Origin of the sequence: Streptomyces himastatinicus ATCC 53653 (assembly GCF_000158915.1) — a bacterium.
GTDB classification, from domain to species: Bacteria; Actinomycetota; Actinomycetes; order Streptomycetales; family Streptomycetaceae; genus Streptomyces; species Streptomyces himastatinicus.
In genome coordinates, this window is sequence record NZ_GG657754.1 from 9693032 (window position 1) to 9709629 (window position 16598).

Annotated in this window: 13 protein-coding genes, 3 pseudogenes and 1 riboswitch; of the genes and pseudogenes, 14 read left to right on the top strand and 2 right to left on the bottom strand. The window is 72.4% G+C overall.

The annotated features are described in order from the left end of the window. The 7 genes and pseudogenes from SSOG_RS40955 to SSOG_RS40985 all read left to right on the top strand — a co-directional run. Positions 1 to 340: response regulator transcription factor (locus tag SSOG_RS40955; RefSeq protein WP_039939961.1), on the top strand; the 340-nt coding region annotated here is incomplete at its 5' end. Between the two features lie 61 nt (positions 341 to 401). Continuing rightward, on the top strand, positions 402 to 2108 hold the full coding sequence (locus SSOG_RS40960; RefSeq protein WP_009720202.1) for an IlvD/Edd family dehydratase: 1707 nt from the start codon (positions 402 to 404) through the stop codon (positions 2106 to 2108). Between the two features lie 93 nt (positions 2109 to 2201). Then, the gene (locus SSOG_RS40965) at positions 2202 to 3077 is read left to right on the top strand and encodes a triphosphoribosyl-dephospho-CoA synthase (protein ID WP_009720203.1); all 876 of its coding nucleotides are present in this window, start codon (positions 2202 to 2204) and stop codon (positions 3075 to 3077) included. A gap of 12 nt (positions 3078 to 3089) precedes the next feature. After that, positions 3090 to 3183, top strand: a riboswitch (TPP riboswitch). Beyond that, the gene (locus SSOG_RS40970; RefSeq protein WP_086015831.1) at positions 3181 to 4581 is read left to right on the top strand and encodes a purine-cytosine permease family protein; all 1401 of its coding nucleotides are present in this window, start codon (positions 3181 to 3183) and stop codon (positions 4579 to 4581) included. (Overlaps the previous riboswitch by 3 nt.) Positions 4582 to 4698: 117 nt before the next feature. Continuing rightward, a complete protein-coding gene (locus SSOG_RS40975; protein ID WP_039939963.1) occupies positions 4699 to 6321 on the top strand; it encodes an APC family permease in 1623 nt (540 codons plus the stop codon). Positions 6322 to 6436: 115 nt separating this feature from the next. After that, complete coding sequence (locus SSOG_RS40980) at positions 6437 to 7885, top strand: serine hydrolase domain-containing protein (RefSeq protein ID WP_039939964.1); 1449 nt, start codon at positions 6437 to 6439, stop codon at positions 7883 to 7885. 88 nt (positions 7886 to 7973) lie between these two features. After that, positions 7974 to 9044: pseudogene (locus SSOG_RS40985) on the top strand (pectate lyase family protein); the annotation flags it as partial. Between the two features lie 33 nt (positions 9045 to 9077). On the opposite strand, the gene SSOG_RS49805 reads toward SSOG_RS40985, so the two are convergent. Further along, positions 9078 to 9542, bottom strand: a complete 465-nt coding sequence (locus SSOG_RS49805) for a substrate-binding domain-containing protein (RefSeq protein ID WP_009720209.1) — start codon at positions 9540 to 9542, stop codon at positions 9078 to 9080. Here SSOG_RS49805 and SSOG_RS40995 point away from each other — a divergent pair. The 5 genes and pseudogenes from SSOG_RS40995 (at position 9458) to SSOG_RS41010 (ending at position 14039) form a co-directional block, all read left to right on the top strand. Then, positions 9458 to 10700, top strand: a pseudogene (locus SSOG_RS40995) (RNA-guided endonuclease InsQ/TnpB family protein). The gene SSOG_RS49805 and the pseudogene SSOG_RS40995 overlap by 85 nt on opposite strands. A gap of 88 nt (positions 10701 to 10788) precedes the next feature. Further along, positions 10789 to 10920, top strand: a complete 132-nt coding sequence (locus SSOG_RS54415; protein WP_167542542.1) for a hypothetical protein — start codon at positions 10789 to 10791, stop codon at positions 10918 to 10920. Between the two features lie 30 nt (positions 10921 to 10950). Further along, a complete protein-coding gene (locus SSOG_RS41000) occupies positions 10951 to 11232 on the top strand; it encodes a beta-galactosidase (RefSeq protein WP_009720211.1) in 282 nt (93 codons plus the stop codon). Then, on the top strand, positions 11190 to 11498 hold the full coding sequence (locus tag SSOG_RS52800; RefSeq protein ID WP_009720212.1) for a hypothetical protein: 309 nt from the start codon (positions 11190 to 11192) through the stop codon (positions 11496 to 11498). The genes SSOG_RS41000 and SSOG_RS52800 overlap by 43 nt, the downstream gene beginning before the upstream one ends. Before the next feature lie 398 nt (positions 11499 to 11896). Continuing rightward, a pseudogene (locus SSOG_RS41010) lies at positions 11897 to 14039 on the top strand (FUSC family protein). Here SSOG_RS41010 and SSOG_RS41015 read toward each other — a convergent pair. Further along, positions 14036 to 14863, bottom strand: coding sequence for an LLM class F420-dependent oxidoreductase (locus SSOG_RS41015; protein WP_009720214.1), 828 nt, complete (start codon positions 14861 to 14863; stop codon positions 14036 to 14038). The pseudogene SSOG_RS41010 and the gene SSOG_RS41015 overlap by 4 nt on opposite strands. Positions 14864 to 15422: 559 nt before the next feature. On the opposite strand from SSOG_RS41015, the gene SSOG_RS41020 reads away from it, so the two are divergent. Further along, a complete protein-coding gene (locus SSOG_RS41020; RefSeq protein ID WP_009720215.1) occupies positions 15423 to 15647 on the top strand; it encodes a hypothetical protein in 225 nt (74 codons plus the stop codon). 139 nt (positions 15648 to 15786) lie between these two features. Continuing rightward, positions 15787 to 16596: an HlyD family efflux transporter periplasmic adaptor subunit gene (locus tag SSOG_RS41025; protein ID WP_009720216.1), complete on the top strand. Its 810-nt coding sequence runs from the start codon at positions 15787 to 15789 to the stop codon at positions 16594 to 16596. The last annotated feature ends 2 nt before the right edge of the window (positions 16597 to 16598 follow it).

Consider the following 16598-nt stretch of genomic DNA (forward strand, 5'->3'; position numbering starts at 1 on the left):
GGAACGGGTCGGCCGCGTCGAGGAGTACATGACCGCGCTGCACCGGGTGGCGGACGGCGGCACCGCCATCGACCCCGAGGTCGTCGCGCAGCTCTTCGCCCGCACCCGGCCCGACAACAATCTCGACCGGCTCAGCCCGCGCGGGCGCGTCGTCCTGGCGCTGATGGCGGAGGGACTCGGCAACACCGCCGTCGCCGAGCGGCTCGTGGTCACCGAAGGCGCCGTCCACAAGCACATCCGTAACATCTTCGCCAAGCTCGGGCTGGCCCCCACCGACCGCACCGACCGGCGCGTGGCCGCCGTGCTCCACTATCTGGACGACGCCCAGCGCCGGGCCTGAAACCCACCCGGGGTGGGCAGCGTTCCCCCGCACGGATCGTCGAAGAGATCGGAAGGTTCGTATGAGTGGCACGCACCGGTCGCGGCAGTGGTACGAGGGTGACACCCGCGACGCGTTCATCCACCGTGCCTGGATGCGGCGCGGCCTCCCCGACCACGCCTTCGACGGACGACCGCAGATCGTCATCTGCAACACCTGGTCCGATCTCACCCCCTGCAACAGCCACTTCCGCGAGATCGCCGACCATGTGAAACGGGGGGTGTGGGAGTACGGCGGGGTGCCGCTGGAGCTTCCGGTGCCGTCACTGGGGGAGACCCTGCTGCGCCCGACCGCGATGTTCTTCCGCGACCTCGCCGCGATGGTGACCGAGGAACTCATCCGGGCCAACCCCGTCGACGGTGTGATCCTGCTCGGCGGCTGCGACAAGACCGTACCGTCCCTGCTGCTGGGGGCCGCTTCGGTCGATCTGCCCACCCTGATGGTCACCGGCGGCCCCATGCTGAACGGCGCGTGGAAGGGGCGCGCGCTGGGCTGCGGCACCGGGGTGTGGGAGCTGAGCGAGGAGGTGCGGGCGGGCCGGATGGACCGCTCCGAGCTGCGCCGCGCCGAGTCGGCGATGATCCGCAGCCGGGGACACTGCAACACCATGGGCACGGCGTCCACCATGGCCTGCGCGGCCGAGGCGCTGGGCATGACCCTGCCCGGCAACGCGGGGCTCCCGGCCCCCGACAGCCGGTTGCTGGAGCTGTCCCACGCCGCGGGCAACCGCATCGTCGACATGGTGCGCGAGAACCTGCGGCCCAGCGCCGTCCTGACCGCGGAGGCGCTGCGGAACGCGGTGCGCGCGGTGGCCGCCATCGGCGGCTCCACCAACGCGGTCGTCCATCTGCTGGCCCTCGCCCGCCGGGTCGGGGTGGACTTCGGCCTGGACGACATCGACCGCGCGGGCCGCGGCGTCCCCCTGCTCGCCGATGTGCAGCCCGCCGGATCCCACCTCATGGAGGACTTCCACCGCGCCGGTGGCCTGGACGCCGTCCTCGGGGAGATCAGGGATCAGCTGGAACCGGCCGTCACCGTCTCCGGCCGCCCCCTCACCGAGCAGCTGTCCGGCCTGACCAGCACCGACACCACCGTCATCCGCACCGCGGACGAGCCGATCGCCCACCAAGCCGGGCTCGCCGTGCTGCGCGGCAACCTCTGTCCCGACGGAGCCGTCATCAAGCCCGCCGCCGCGACACCCGAGCTGCTGCGCCACCGGGGCCGCGCCGTGGTGTTCGACGGGATCGAGGACTTCCGTACCCGGATCGACGACCCGGACCTGGACGTCGACGCGTCCGATGTCCTGGTCCTGCGCGGCTGCGGACCGCGCGGCTACCCCGGCATGCCCGAGGTGGGGAACATGCCCCTGCCGCCCGCGGTGCTCCGGGCCGGAGTGCGGGACATGGTGCGGATCAGCGACGCGCGGATGAGCGGCACCGCCTTCGGCACCGTCGTCCTGCACATCGCGCCCGAGTCCGCTGCGGGCGGCCCGCTGGGTCTGGTGCGGACCGGCGACTGGATAGAACTGGACATCGAGCGGCGGCTGCTGAAGCTGGACGTCCCCGACGAGGAACTCGCCGCACGGCAACCGGTGACCGCCGCCGCGCCACCGGCCACCGGCGGATGGGAGCAGATCTACCGCGACCACGTCGAACAGGCCGACCGCGGCGCCGGGCTGGACTTCCTCAGCGGCACCCGTGGCTCCTTCGTCGCCCGCGAATCGCACTGACGTGACGCCCACAGCGGGGTCATACGTGACGCCCACAGCGGGGTCACAGGAACGACCCAGGCCCGGGAAAGGTTCGCCGACTACCCTCCGGGCATGCCCACGACGCGCTCCACGGACGACGCACTGGCGCAGACCGCCGTACGAGCCCTGATCTCCCAGGCGGAACTGACCCCCAAACCGGGCCTCGCGGACACCCGCGACCTCCAGGCCCGCGCCACCGGCACCGATCTGCTCGCACTGCGCTGGTCGGCCAAGTCGCTGGCGCCCGGCTTCGCGGCCATGGCCGCAGCGGCCCGGCGCCCCGGCGAGCCGACGCGTGCGCTCCGCGAGGAGCTGGGCGCCATCGGCCGCTGCGCCGAGTGGACCATGGCGCGGGCCGGTGGCGGCCCGGTCACCGGCCGTCTCCACCACGGCGCGCTCTGGGTGCTGGGGCTGCTGGTGGCGGCCGCCGCCCTGGACCCCGGCGCCGCGACCGAGGAACTGACGGCCACCGCCCGGCAGCTCGCGGCCCACGCCGACCGTGGCGCCCCGCGCAGGCCGTCGGCGGGCTCGCAGGTGTCCGCCACCTACGGGGCGGCGGGCGCGCGCGGCGAGGCGCGGGCCGCCTTCCCGCACGTACGCCGCGCCCTGGCCGCCCTCACCACGGCGCGGGCCGCGGGCGCCACCGAGACACAGGCCCGGCTCGACGCGCTGCTCACCGTGATGAGCACGCTCCAGGACACCGGCCCGCTGTACCAGGCGGGGCCGCCCGCCCTGCGGCGGGTGCAGGACGGGGCGCGCGGTGTGCTGGAGGCGGGCGGCGCCGCGACGGAGCAGGGCGCCGCCGCCCTCGCCGCCCTCGACGCCGAGCTGCGCGCCCAGGGCATCGCGCCCCGGGGGAGCGCCGTGCTGCTGGCCGGGGCGCTGTTCCTGGACGCGCTCCCGGCCCGGGCCCGCCCCCGGGCCCGGGGTCACGGGGCGAGGGGTTAGCCTGGGGTCGCTCCAACCGACACGGGGTGCCCCGCACGGGGCTGAGATCACACCCGTCGAACCTGAACCAGTTAGCACTGGCGGAGGGATGTCATCGATGCCAATGCCGCATGCTGCCACCGACCCGGCGACCACCGGCGCGGAATCCGTCTTCGACGGGCGGATGCCCACCGCGCCCGGCGATCTGCGCGTCGAGGCGCGCGGTATCGCGCCGGTTCCGGAAAACCACCGCTACGGCGGGCCGGGGCGCCTGTTCACCGTGTGGTTCGCCCCGAACCTGACCATGACCGGCGTGTTCACCGGCACCGTCGGCATCTCCCTCGGCCTGGACTTCGCCACCGCGCTGGCCGCCGTCGTCCTGGGCACCCTCATCGGTGCCGTGCCCACCGCCTACCTGGGCACCTGGGGCAGTCTGACCGGCGCCGGGCAGCTGCCCCTCGCCCGGCTGGCGTTCGGCCGGGCCGTCGCCGTGCCCGGTGTCCTCCAGTGGCTGTCGTCGGTCGCCTGGGACGCGCTCATCGGCCTGTTCGGCGGTGACGCGCTGGCCCGGCTGTGCGGGCTGCCGTTCTGGCTGGGCGTGCTGCTCATGATGGCCGCGCAGGGGGCGCTCGGGGTGCTGGGCTACGAGGCCATCCACCGGATGCAGAAGCTGATGACGTTCGTCCTCGCCGCCGCGTTCGCCGCCCTGGCCGTCAAGCTGCTGGGTGGCGTCCACCCCGCCGCCACCGGGTCCGCCCACGGCGCCGACCGCCTCGGCGCCTTCGTCCTGACCAGCACCATCGCGCTGAGCCTGGCGCTGTCGTGGGCGCCGTACGCCAGCGACTTCAGCCGCTATCTGCCCCGCGCCACCTCCCGGCCCCGTATGTTCTGGTGCACGCTGCTCGGCGTCACCGTGTCCTTCGTGGCCGTCCAGGCGCTCGGGCTGTGGGGCGCCTCCGTCTTCACCGACCAGACCGCCCGCGGCGTCGATACGGCGCTGGGCGGCGGGGCGCTCGGCGCGTTCGGGCTGCTGGCCGTGGCGCTCGCCGCGCTGTGCAGCAACGCCATGAACGACTACAGCGGCTCCCTGGCCCTCCAGACCGCCGGTGTCCGCATCCCGCGTCCGCTGGCCGCGGCGCTCGCCGCCGTGCTCGGCTTCCCGCTGGTGCTGTGGATGCACGCCGCCGACACCACCGCCCGCTTCCAGAACGTGCTGCTGTTCGTCGGCTACTGGATCCCCGGCTTCGTCGCGGTCGTGGCCGTCGACTGGTTCGTCCGCGCCCGGGCCCGGGGCGGCGCGCCGGTCGACCTGGCCACCGAGAACGCCCGCCCGCAGCCGTGGTGGCCCGCCCTGCTGGCGTTCGGCGCCGCCTTCGCCGCGGCGGTGCCGTTCATGGACACCACCCTGTACACCGGTCCGGTGGCCGCCGCGCTGCACGGCGCCGACCTCGCGTACTACGCCGCCTTCCTCGCGGCGCTCCTCGTCTACGCCCCGCTCAGGATGCGCCGCCGTACGACCCGGTGAGACACGGGCGTTTTCGCCCGTATCCGCACGTCACACGGCATCCGGCGACCGCGCTCCGCGGCAGGCGTGGCACCCTGGGCTTTTCGACCAACCGCACCACCCGAGGAGACGTGCCACGTGCCGCAGAACCAGCCAGCGGAGTCCATCGCCGCCCCGGCGGTGCTCGCCGAGGAACGCAGACTCCACAAGGACCTCGGGTTCTGGGCCCTGACCGCGATCGGGTTCTCCAACATCCTCGGCTCCGGCTGGCTGTTCGCCGCCCTCTACGCAGCCCAGACCGCCGGGCCCGCCGCGCTGCTGTCCTGGATCGCGGCGGGTGTGCTGTGCGCCCTGATCGCCCTGGTCATGGTGGAGCTGGGCGCCACCCGCCCGGAGGGCGGCGGCACCGTGCGGTGGCCGCTGTACGCGAGCGGGCGGCTGGTCGGCACGATGGTCGGCTGGTCCGTCGTGCTGTCCGTCGGCGGTACCGCCGCGGAGATCAGCGCGATCATGCAGTACGCAGCGCACTATCTGCCGGGGCTCTACGACGGCGGCCGCCTCACCCTCCCGGGCCTCGGCGTGGCCGTCGCACTGAGCGTCGTGCTCACCGCGCTGAACTGGTTCGCCGTGCGGATATTCGCCCGGCTCAACAACCTGGTGTCGGTGTTCAAGGTCGTCGTCCCCGTGGTCACCGTGATCGCGCTGTTCCTGTCGGGCACCCACTCAGGGCGCCTCACCGAACACGGCGGTTTCGCCCCGTACGGCTACGCGGCCTGCCTCACCGCACTCGCCGGCGGCGGCATCGTGTACTCCGTCAACGGGTTCCAGGCGCCGCTGGACTTCTCCGGCGAGGCCCGCAATCCGCGCCGTTCCGTACCGGCCGCTGTGCTCACCGGCATCGGCCTCGCCGTGCTGGTCTACCTCGGGCTCCAGCTGGCGTTCCTCTACACGGTGCCGGACTCCGCGCTGGGCGACGGCTGGCAGGGCGTCAACTTCGAGTCGCCGTTCGGTCAGCTCGCCCTCATCCTCAATCTGCACTGGCTGGCCACGCTGCTGTACGCGGACGCCGTGATCTCCCCCGGCGGCTCCGCCTACGTGGGTGTGGCGATCAACGCCCGGCACACCTACGCCCTGGCCAAGAACGGGCTGCTGCCCCGCTTCTTCATGCGCATCGACCCCGCGTCCGGCATGGCACGCCGGGCGCTGCTGCTCAACCTCGCGGTCATCGTCATCTTCATGCTGCCGTTCGGTGGCTGGCAGGACATCGTGAGCGTGATGGGCGACATGTATCTGCTCATCTACGCGGCCTCGGCGGTGGCCGTCGCGGTGTTCCGGGCACACGACCGGGAGCGGGGAGTGCCCCGGGCGGAAGGGCAGGTGCCGGGGGTGCGCTGGATCGCACCGCTCAGCTTCGTCGTGGCCAGCGAGTTCGTGTTCTGGTCCGGCTGGGACGACCTGCGGCTCGCCCTGCCCCTCGTCCTGGTCGGCGTCCCGCTCTTCCTGCTCCAGCGGCGCGGCACCGAAGGGCTCCCCGCCCTCGGCGAGCTGCGGCACGGCGCCTGGCTGGTCTTCCACCTCGCCGCGCTGACGCTGCTGTCGTGGCTCGGCACCTTCGGCGGTTCCGGCCGTCTTCCGGCGCCGTACGACACGGTCGCGGTGGGCGCTCTCGCGTTCGGGGTGTTCGCGTGGGCGGTGCGCTCGGGCGCCGCGCACCTCAGGACGGGCGCCATGGACGCGCCGCCCGCGGCCCCGGCGGTGTGAGTACCCGCCGCCGCACACCCCGCCGGAAAACCCCTGGCGCGGCGCTGCTGATTGGTCGATGATCGCAGCACCATCGGCCGTGCACGACCCACCGCATACGGAGGATTGAGACGCGATGAGTGCTCGGAGCGCGCGACCCCTGCCCGAGAGCACACCCGCCGCGAAGGGAGTGGACGCGCGCGGTGTCGGCGCGTTCCTCGACGCGCTGGAGGCGGCGCCCGGCATCGAGCCGCACAGCCTGATGATCGTGCGCCATGGGCATGTGGTCGCCTCCGGCTGGTGGGCGCCGTACACCCGGGACCGGCCGCATCTGCTCTACTCCATCAGCAAGAGCTTCACGGCGACGGCGGCCGGATTCGCGGTGGCAGAAGGGCTGATGAGCCTGGACGACACGGTGCTCTCCTACTTCCCCGAGTTCGACGCCGACATCACCGACCCCCGCAGCCGGGCCATGCTCGTCCGGCACGTCGCGTCCATGGCCAGCGGGCATCTGACCGAGACCCGGGAGCAGGCGTTCGCCCGCGACCCGGCCGAGCCCGTCCGCGGGTTCCTGCTGACCCCGCCCGACCGCGACCCCGGTACCGTCTTCGCGTACAACCAGCCCGCCACGTACAGCCTCGCCGCGATCGTCCAGCGCGTGACCGGGCAGTCGCTCACGGACTATCTGCGGCCACGGCTGTTCGACCCGCTGGGGATCGAGGAGACGGCCTGGCTCCAGCGCCCGCCCGGCCGCGACCTCGGTTTCAGCGGCATGTTCGCCACCACGGACGCCCTCGCCCGGCTGGGCCTGCTGTACCTGGGCGACGGGGTCTGGGAGGGCCGCCAACTGCTGCCCGCCTCCTGGGTGGCCGAGGCGACCCGGGTGCACATCACCAACGCCGACGGCACGGACATCAAGCCCGACTGGCAGCAGGGATACGGGTTCCAGTTCTGGCGGTCCCGCCACGGCTACCGGGGCGACGGGGCGTACGGGCAGTTCTGCCTGGTGCTGCCCGAACACGACGCGGTGGTCGCCATGACCGCGGACACCGAGGACATGCAGGCGGTGCTGGACCTCGTATGGCGGCATCTGCTCCCGGCGTTCGGCCCCGCGCCTCTCGACGGCCGCGAGGACGACGACGCGGCTCTGCGGCGGCGGCTCGACGGCCTCCGACTGCCGCCGACGTACGAGAAGTTCGCGGCGGTGGACGCCGGGGCGGCCACGACCTTCACCCCGGCCGGCGGCGCTTGCGCGGACCAGCCCGCGCTGGCGGAGGTGACCGTCGCCGCCGAGGGCGACGGTGGGTGGACCGTCTCCCTGGCGGAGGGCGCCTCCAGGCTCGATGTGCGGCTCGACGGCCCGGGGTGGAACGTTCAGGAGGGCACGGACCAGCGGGTCCCGACGGCGGCGAACGGCGGCTGGACCGACCCGGACACCTTCGTGGCCGACATCGCGTTCCTGGAGACCCCGCACCACCTCGACGTGACCTGTTCGAGGGCCGACCGGACCTTCACCGCGCGCTGGCGCACGACGCCGCTGCACCCGGCGCCGCTGCCCGCGATGGGCGTCCGTCCACGGAGGTGAGGAACCCTGCACGGGGCCCCGGCAACCATTGCCCGCTCGGCGGCGACAGTCGCATGGACGATTCCCCCGAGCTGAGGATGGTGTGGTCATGGCGGCCCAGTGGCGGCGCATACGAGGAAACGGCGGGCGCGGACCGGGTGCGGTGGTGTGGGCGGTGCCGCTGGCGGTGGCCCTGACGGTCGCTCTCGCCCCCCAGGGATCCGGCTCCCCTGCGGACACGAGCCCGGCGGATACGAGCCCGGTGGCCGCGGCCTGGGCCGACGGCGTCGCCGACGGGTTCGCGTCGGTCAACGCGCTCGGCCAGAACGGTACGTACGGAGGCCGCGACGGCAAGACCGTGACGGTGCGCACCCTGGCCGACCTGGAGAAGTACGCGACGGCCGCCGAGCCGTACGTCATCGTGGTGGCCGGTGCCATCACGATGGACCCCAAGGGCAAGGAGATCAAGGTCGCCTCGGACAAGACGATCGTGGGCCAGGGGACAGCAGGCGAGATCGTCGGCGGCGGCTTCTTCCTCGGGCAGGGCGTGCACAACGTCATCATCCGCAACCTGACGATCCGCGACTCGTACATGGGCACGTGGAACGACAAGGATCATGACTTCGACGCCATCCAGATGGACGGCGCCCACCATGTGTGGATCGATCACAACGACCTGAAGCACATGGCCGACGGTCTGATCGACAGCCGCAAGGACACGACGTTCCTCACGGTCTCCTGGAACCGGCTGGAAACGCACAACAAGGCGTTCGGCATCGGCTGGACGGAGAACACCACGGCCGACATCACCATCCACCACAACTGGTTCCGGGAGACGGAGCAGCGCAACCCGTCCGCCGACAACATCGCGCACGCGCACCTGTACAACAACTACCTCCAGGACGCCCCGGGTACGGACATCAACTCCTCCTACGGCAACTACTCACGCGGCAACACCAAGATGGTGCTGGAGAACAGCTACTTCGAGGGGATGAAGAACCCCGTCATCAAGGACGCCACCGCCTCGATCGTCCAGCGGGGCAACACGTTCGTGGGCACCAGCGGCCGCAACGAGAGCGGCGGCACCGCCTTCGACCCCAAGACGTACTACCCCTACACCCTCGACCCCGCCGCCAAGGTGCCGTCGGTGGTGAAGTCCGGCTCCGGACCCGGCGGCACCCCGGCGCGGTAACGGGCGGGGGCTACGAAGGCGTCAGTCCCGGCGGGCCGGGCCCGTGGACTTCCTGATGACGAGGTCGACCGACATGTCGAGCCGGATCGGGGCCCGGTCCGGTTCACCGGTGACGGCGCCGAGCACCCGTACGGTCTCGGCCGCCATGTCCTCGAAGGGCTGACGCACCGTGGTCAGCGCGGGCGCGGCGGACCCGGCGGCGTCGATGTCGTCGAACCCGACGACCGAGACGTCCCCGGGGACGCGCAGCCCGCGTTCGGCGCACGCCTCGATCACGCCGAGCCCCTGGAGGTCGTTGCCGGTGACGAAGGCCGTCGGGGCCGCCGAACCGCACCCGGCATCAGGATCAGTTCCCTCGGCCCGGAGACCGGTGCGATCCGTTCGTGGCCGAGGTCCGTGAGATGGCGGCGCCCACACCGCGGCGGCTTCGGTACAGCTTTCGTCTGTACCCGGATCATGCCCAACGCGACGCGTTGGCACGGGCATTCGGGTGCGCCCGCGTCGTGTTCAACGATGCCGTGCGCGCCCGTGAGGACGCCAGAGCGGCAGGAGACCGGTTCCCGAAGGCCGGGGAGTTGTCTACGCGCCTGATCACCCGGGCCAAGCAGACCGAGGCCCGCTCCTGGTTGGGCGAGGTCTCCGCGGTTGTGCTCCAGCAGTCCCTGCGTGATGCCGAGGCGGCCCTACAAGAATTTCTTTGCCTCCCTCAAGGGTGAGCGCAAGGGGCCCAGACTGGGGGCGCCGAGGTTCAAGTCTCGCAAGGACGCCCGGCAGTCGATCCGGTTCACCGCCAATGCCCGCTGGTCGGTCACCGGAAACGGGCGGCTGAGCCTGCCGAAGATCGGGGCCGTCAAGGTGACGTGGTCGCGCACCCTGCCCACTACCCCCACCTCCGTCACCGTGGTCAAGGACGCGGCCGGGAGGTACTTCGCATCCTTCGCCATCGACACCGACCCGGCTGCCGACGCCACCCGGATGCCTAACAGCGGCCAGGCCGTCGGCATCGACCTGGGGCTGACGCACTTCACGATCCTCGACGATGGCACGAAGATCGACTCTCCGCGGTTCTTGCGCCGCGTGGAGAAGAAGCTGAAGCAGGCCCAGCGGGAGCTGTCCCGCAAACAGAAGGGATCCAAAAACCGGGAGAAGGCCCGCCTGAAGGTCGCCCGGGCGCATGCCCGAGTCGCCGACGCGCGCCGTGAATTTCACCACCAGCTCTCCACGAAGCTGATCCGCGAGAACCAAGCCATCGGCATGGAGGACCTGGCGGTGAACGCACTGGCACGCACCAGATTGGCCAAGAGTGTGCACGATGCGGGCTGGTCACAGTTCGTGGCCATGCTCGTCTACAAGGCCAACCGGTACGGACGCACCCTGACCAAGGTTGGCCGGTTCGTGCCGACCAGCCGGACTTGCTCGTACTGCGGCCATGTGGATGGCCCTAAACCCCTCCACATCCGGGAATGGACTTGCCCCGCTTGCGGAGCCCTCCTCGACCGGGACATCAACTCCGCACGCAACGTGAAAAGGGCCGCCGGACTGGCGGTATCAGCCTGTGGAGCGCCGATAAGACCAGAACTCGTTCTGGCGCAGCGCAACGAAGCAGGAAGCCACGGATTCCCTCCCGAAGGCCGTGCGGCGTAGCGGCACAGCACCGAGAGAGAAGGCCAGAATCCTCGGGCCAGCCCGAGGAGCAAGTCAAACCTCCTGGGACCAGATCGACCCGTCCGAGGTGCCGGGGACGTGGTCCAATCCCACCCGCCGACTGGGCTTCAAGCGGTTCGTCTCGGACGCCAACCTCGACTGCGTCCGTATGGATGGCGACAACGTCCGCTCCTACCGCGACGACATCCCGGCCCCGTAGAAGGTCAACAACGTCAAGCGGCCCGGCCGGATGCGGCTGGGCTCCTACCAGGCGCTCGCCCACGGCGCCGACAGCGTCCTGTACTTCCAGTGGCGCGCCAGCCGCGGCGGCCACGAGCGGTTCCACTCCGCGATGCTGCCGCACTCCGGCACCGGCTCCCGCACCTGGCAGGAGATCGAGGCACTCGGCACCGAACTGCCGCGGATCGCCGAAGCCGCGGGCACCACCGCACACGCCGACATCGCCGTGCTCTTCGACTGGAACGCCTGGTGGGGGCTGACCGAGACGAACGGCCTGCCGCGCAACGACTGACGGTCGGCCGGGGGCGCGTCGTCTACATCGGCACTCGTCTGGAGGCCACCGCGCTGCGCGACACCCTGCTCGACGCCGTGTCCGCCGCGGGCGTCTCACCGCTCCTCGACCATGCCCCGGCCCATCTGGAGGCGACCCGGCGGGCCACGGAGACCGTCCGCGTCCCCCTCACCGTGGACGGGATCGACCTGGTCTCCGGGACGGAGACGGACGGGGCCGTCGAACTGGCCCCGCTCGCCGTCGCGGTCGTACGGTCCGAACGGTAGGCGCCCACGCTGCCCGCCGGGTACGGGCGTTCCGGCCCGTGCTGGCGCACCCGGACCTCGGACCAGTCGCCGACCCGGAACGGGGTGGTGCTGGTGGCCAACGCATCCGGACTGCCGCCGTTCCCGGCCCGCTCCGCCCGCGCCGCACCCTGCCCGCCTGAAACACCGACGACTACGACCGCCACGAGGCCCGCGGCTATCTGCGGCAGACCAGGACGGCGTCCGCGACTCCGCGATGCACACCACCGGGGAGACCGCGAGCGACCGCGGTGTGCCCGCCGACCGGGACGAGCAGTTCGCCGTCGGCGCAAAACCGCCGAGAAGGTGCTGCGCCGCTGGTGGCGGGGGTGGAACCCGGCTGACGTGCGCCCCCGCCACTTCCGCCTAGGCTCGGCTGTGTGACGTGGCCGCGGTCGCTGATGGACATCGTGCGTTCCGGGCTGACGATCGAGCGCGCCCGGCTCGAACCGCTGGCCGCGCTGCGGGCGGCGGCCGGAGTGGCGATCGTGATCGGGCTCTCGCTGTGGACCGCCTCCCCGTCCTACGCCGCGTCCGCCGCGTTCGGCGCCTTCTCGGCCGGTACATCGACGTTCCAGCGCAGCTGGCGGCCGCGCAAGGTGATCGCGCTGGTCGCGGGGGCCGGGCTCGGGCTCAGCACCTTCGTGGGCTATCTCGCGATGTCCCATCTGGCGCTCTTCCTGCTGCTGCTCGCCGTCTGGGCGTTCCTCGCCGGGATGGCCTGGGCGGCGGGGCCGACCGCCGGGATCGTGGCGACGACGACCGTCGCCATGATGCTGCTCACCATCACGCTGCCCACCGGTGTCATGGAGGCCCTGGAACACGCGGCGGTCATCGCGTTCGGCGGCGTGGCGCAGGCGGTGCTGATCTTCCTGTTCCCGATCCGCCGATGGGGGAGGCACCGGGACGCGCTGGCCGACGCCCTGGCCGCGGTGGCGGACTACGCAAGGCGGCTGCGGGAGGACCCGGTGGCGCCGTTCGACCCGGAGCCGATGATCACGGCCCGGAGCGCCGCCGCCGTCACGCCCTCACAGGCACGCCGGCGCCCTGCCGCCCTGCACGGCCCGCGGGGGCTGGCCGAACGCATCCGTCCCGCCCTCGCCGCCCTCGCCGACCCCCGGGTCGGCGCGCCCGCCGAGGGACCGGGCCGGGACCGGGCGCGGGAGCTGCTCGACGCGGCCGCCGACGTCCTGGACGCCGCTGCCCGGTCGATCCGCCGCGGCGCCCCCGCCGAGGTGCCGTCCGCGACCAGGGAGACCCTGCGGATCGACGACGAGGACGGGGCCGAAGAGACCGACGAGGGCGGCGCGGAGGAGCCCCTGGAGGGGCCCGCGCGCCGGGCCGCGGTCCAGCTGTCGTACCTGCTCACCGAGGTGCTGGAGATCGCCGACAGCAGCGGCAGGGGGCTGGGCCCCACCTCCGGCGCGGACGAGGCGCCGCCACTGCTGCGGCCGACGGTGTTCCAGCTGGTGCCGATCGTGCTGCGCGCGATGCGCCGCGAGCTGCGCGGCGACTCGCCCGTCCTCCGGCACGCCCTGCGGCTCGCCGCGGTGGCCTGTCTCGGCTATGTGCTCGGCAGCGCGCTTCCGCTCGGCCACGGCTACTGGGCCCCGGTCACCTCCGTGATGGTGATGCGGCCGGACTTCCACCGCACCTACTCCCGGGCCGTGGCCCGCTTCGCGGGCACGCTGGTGGGCGTCGCGCTGGCCACCGGCGCGGTGCAGCTGACCCACCCGGACGCGTATCTGTCCGGCGGGCTGGCCGTGATCGCCGCCGCCCCTGACGTATCTGCTGATGCGCACCGGATACGCGGCCTCGCAGTGCACCTCGGCCGCGTACGCCGTCCTCCTGCTCGGGATGGGCGGCGAGGGGTGGCACCAGACCGTGCCGGACCGGGTCCTGCTCACCCTGCTGGGCGGGGTGCTCGCGATGCTCGCGTACGTGGCCTTCCCGGCCTGGGAGACACCGCGGATGCTGGACCGGCTCGCGGACTGGCTCGCCGCGAGCGGCCGGTACGCGGCGGCGGTGGTTCGCGGCTACGCCGAGCCCGGTGAGCTGCCCGCCACGGACGTACGGCGCACCCTGCTCGCCGACCGTACGGCGCACGCCGCGTGGAACGAGGCCCTCGACCGGGCCAAGCGGGAGCCCGTGCGCCACCGGGGGCTGACCCGGGCGCAGGCGGAGGAGGCGCAGGCGGCGCTGGAGGCGTTCGGGCAGGCGGCGATGTTGCTGGAGACCCATCTGCCGCAGCGTGGCGCACGGCCGGTGCCCGGAGCCGCCCGGTTCGCCGACGCGCTGGCGGCGGACACCGAGCGGGCGGCGCGCCAGGTGCGGGAACGGCGCAGACCGCGCTGGGACCGGACCAAGGAGGCCCTGGTCGACTGGGAAACCGACAGCACCGCGGAGGCGGTGGTCCAGAGCGGGGCGGAGCTGCTCGTACGGTCCCTGGACCAGCTGGCGACCGCCATGGACCGGGCGCCCCTGGAACGGGACACCGAGGCGGCCCGGCAGCAGCGGCCCTAGCTGCGGAACCGCTCGGCGAGTGCGGCCATCGTGTCGAGGTGGGCGAGCGTCTCGCCCTCCGGCTTCGTCGGCAGGTACAGCAGCACCCGGTCCACGCCGAGCCGCCGATACCCCTCCAGCGCCTCGGCGGTGTCGGGCACCGCGTACACCGTCACCGGCACGTCCCGGCCTGCCACCTGCCGCAGCCGCTCGATCTGCGGGGCCAGCCCGTCGGGCGGCACGCTGTTGGCCAGCCACGCGTCGCCGTGCGCGGCGATCCGGGGGAACGCGGCCTCGCCGCCGCCCACGTAGACCGGCGGATGCGGACGCTGGACGGGCTTGGGCCACTGGTAGACGGGGTCGAAGTTCACGAACTCGCCGTGGTACTCCGCCTTCTCCTTCGTCCACAGCTGAACGATCGCCTCCAGCCGCTCGTCCACCAGACGGCCGCGCGTGGACGGGTCGGTACCGTGGTTCTCCATCTCCTCGCGGTTCCATCCGACGCCCACCCCGAAGACGGCCCGCCCGCCGGAGACCACGTCGAGGGAGGCCACCTCCTGCGCCGTGATGATCGGGTCCCGCTGTGCCACCAGGGCGACCCCGGTCCCCAGCAGCAGCCGGGTGGTGACCCCGGCGATGACGCTCAGCGTCACGAAGGGGTCGAGGGTGCGGTAGTAGATCTCCGGCAGTTCGCCACCGCCCGGGTAGGGCGAGCGGCGTTCCACGGGGATGTGGCTGTGCTCGGCGATGAAGAGTGAGTCGAACCCCCGCTCCTCGAGGGCGCGCCCCAGGGCGGCGGGCCCGATGCCCTGGTCGGTCACGAAGGTCGATACGCCAATCCTCACGGCGGCTCCTCGGTCGGCGACTCCACGGTCCGGCATGCGCGTAGGCACAAGGGTGATCGACGAGTACCCCCGGAATCGTCCGTCACACGTAACGGATCGACGTTCCGCCGACGGCCGCGAAATACGACCGGAGGTCGGCAGTTCTTCAAGTGATCGGCACATCCATTCCACAGAAGTCGCGTGTAGCGCACGTCGCCGGCGCCGCGCGATCACGGTGTGCGGCGGCCGCGCCCGGGAATGCGCGGATTTCCGCCCGGAGGTGAAGGGCGACGCCGCGCGAGTTATGACGCTGGTGTGCCGGGACAGTGCCGGTGACGTGGGCAGGTGTGCACGCCATGTGATCGGAAAGTTGGCGGAATGCGTAGTTCCGGATGCACCGCGATTCGAAGGTGTCGAGCGGGCGTGGTTACATCCTTCCGCGCCGAGACGTTCCCGGGAACCCGGTTTCCGGGAAGCGCGGGAACGTGCCGCGGTTGGCCGACGTGGGAGCCGATGCATTTCGGCAACTACTGGCCGTTACAAGCTCATTTCGAGATACGTATCCAAGGGAGACGCAGTAATGAACAACGCACCCAAGGTCGCGACCCAGGAGATCTCCGACGCTGAGCTGGACAACGTGGCCGGCGGTCTCGGGGCTGTGGGCGACGCCCTGGGCACCGTGCAGTCCGTCACCGGTCCCGTCACCGGCCCGGTCACCGGCGCCGTGGGCACCGTCACCGGCACCGTCGACGGCGCGACCGGCCTGAACACCTCCGGCATCGTCGGCACGGTCGCGGGTCTCTGAGACCACCGCGTCCACCCCATGCCCCGGGCCTGCCTGGCCCGGGGCATGCGCGGTTCCCCGGCACCCGTCGTACGGGCCGCCCGGACCGCGCACCCGACCCGTTCCCTCGCGCCCCCCGGCCGGTTGAGAAAAGACTCCCGTGCAGTTCCGCCAGCAGGCCCTTTCCAAGCTCCAGTCGGCAGACGACATCGACCTGCCGGTCCGCTACGCCCGCCCCCAGGGCTGGCTCGCGCTGGCGGTCACCCTCGTCGCCATGGCCGCGGCCGCCGTCTGGGCCGTGACCGGCACCGTGGGGGACACCCTGGGTGCCTCCGGCATCCTCACCCACGGCCAGGGCAGCTATGTGCTCCAGAGCCCGGTCAGGGGACAGGTCACCGCCGTGCTCGCCAAGGAGGGCAGCACGGTGCGGGCGGGCGCCCCGCTGGTGAAGGTCCGTAACCCCGGCGGAGGAGCCACGTTCGTACGCGCCCTCGCCGCCGGCCGCCTCACCACCCTGTCGGTCTCGATCGGCTCCGTGCTCAACACCGGCGCGGACGTCGCCTCCGTGGAGCGCGTCCGCGACTCCCGCGACCCGCTGACCGCGACCCTGTACGTACCGGCGGACCGGGCGGCGTCGGTGCCCGCGGGCGCCACGGTCGACCTCGATGTGCAGTCGGCGCCCTCCGGGACGTACGGCGTGCTGCGCGGCCATGTCCAGGCGGTCGGCCGGACCGCCCAGTCGCGCAAACAGATCGGCTCCTTCCTCGGCAGCGCCCAGCTCGGCGAGGAGTTCTCGAAGCAGGGCCCGCCGGTCGCGGTGGCGGTACGCCTCGACCGTTCCTCCGCCACCCGCTCCGGCTACCGCTGGTCCTCGCCGAAGGGCCCGCCGTTCGCCCTCGGCTCCATGACCCTGGCCTCCGGCACCATCCACCTGGCCGACCGTCACCCCGTCGATTGGCTGCTCCCGTGACC

Bases quoted from the DNA above. Each gene is read 5' to 3' on its own strand.
- SSOG_RS41000 (WP_009720211.1), top strand. From the start codon at position 10,951: ATGCGGCTGGGCTCCTACCAGGCGCTCGCCCACGGCGCCGACAGCGTC.
- SSOG_RS40960 (WP_009720202.1), top strand. From the start codon at position 402: ATGAGTGGCACGCACCGGTCGCGGCAGTGGTACGAGGGTGACACCCGC.
- SSOG_RS40970 (WP_086015831.1), top strand. From the start codon at position 3,181: ATGCCGCATGCTGCCACCGACCCGGCGACCACCGGCGCGGAATCCGTC.
- SSOG_RS41020 (WP_009720215.1), top strand. From the start codon at position 15,423: ATGAACAACGCACCCAAGGTCGCGACCCAGGAGATCTCCGACGCTGAG.
- SSOG_RS40980 (WP_039939964.1), top strand. From the start codon at position 6,437: ATGAGTGCTCGGAGCGCGCGACCCCTGCCCGAGAGCACACCCGCCGCG.
- SSOG_RS40965 (WP_009720203.1), top strand. From the start codon at position 2,202: ATGCCCACGACGCGCTCCACGGACGACGCACTGGCGCAGACCGCCGTA.
- SSOG_RS49805 (WP_009720209.1), bottom strand. From the start codon at position 9,542: ATGCCCGTGCCAACGCGTCGCGTTGGGCATGATCCGGGTACAGACGAA.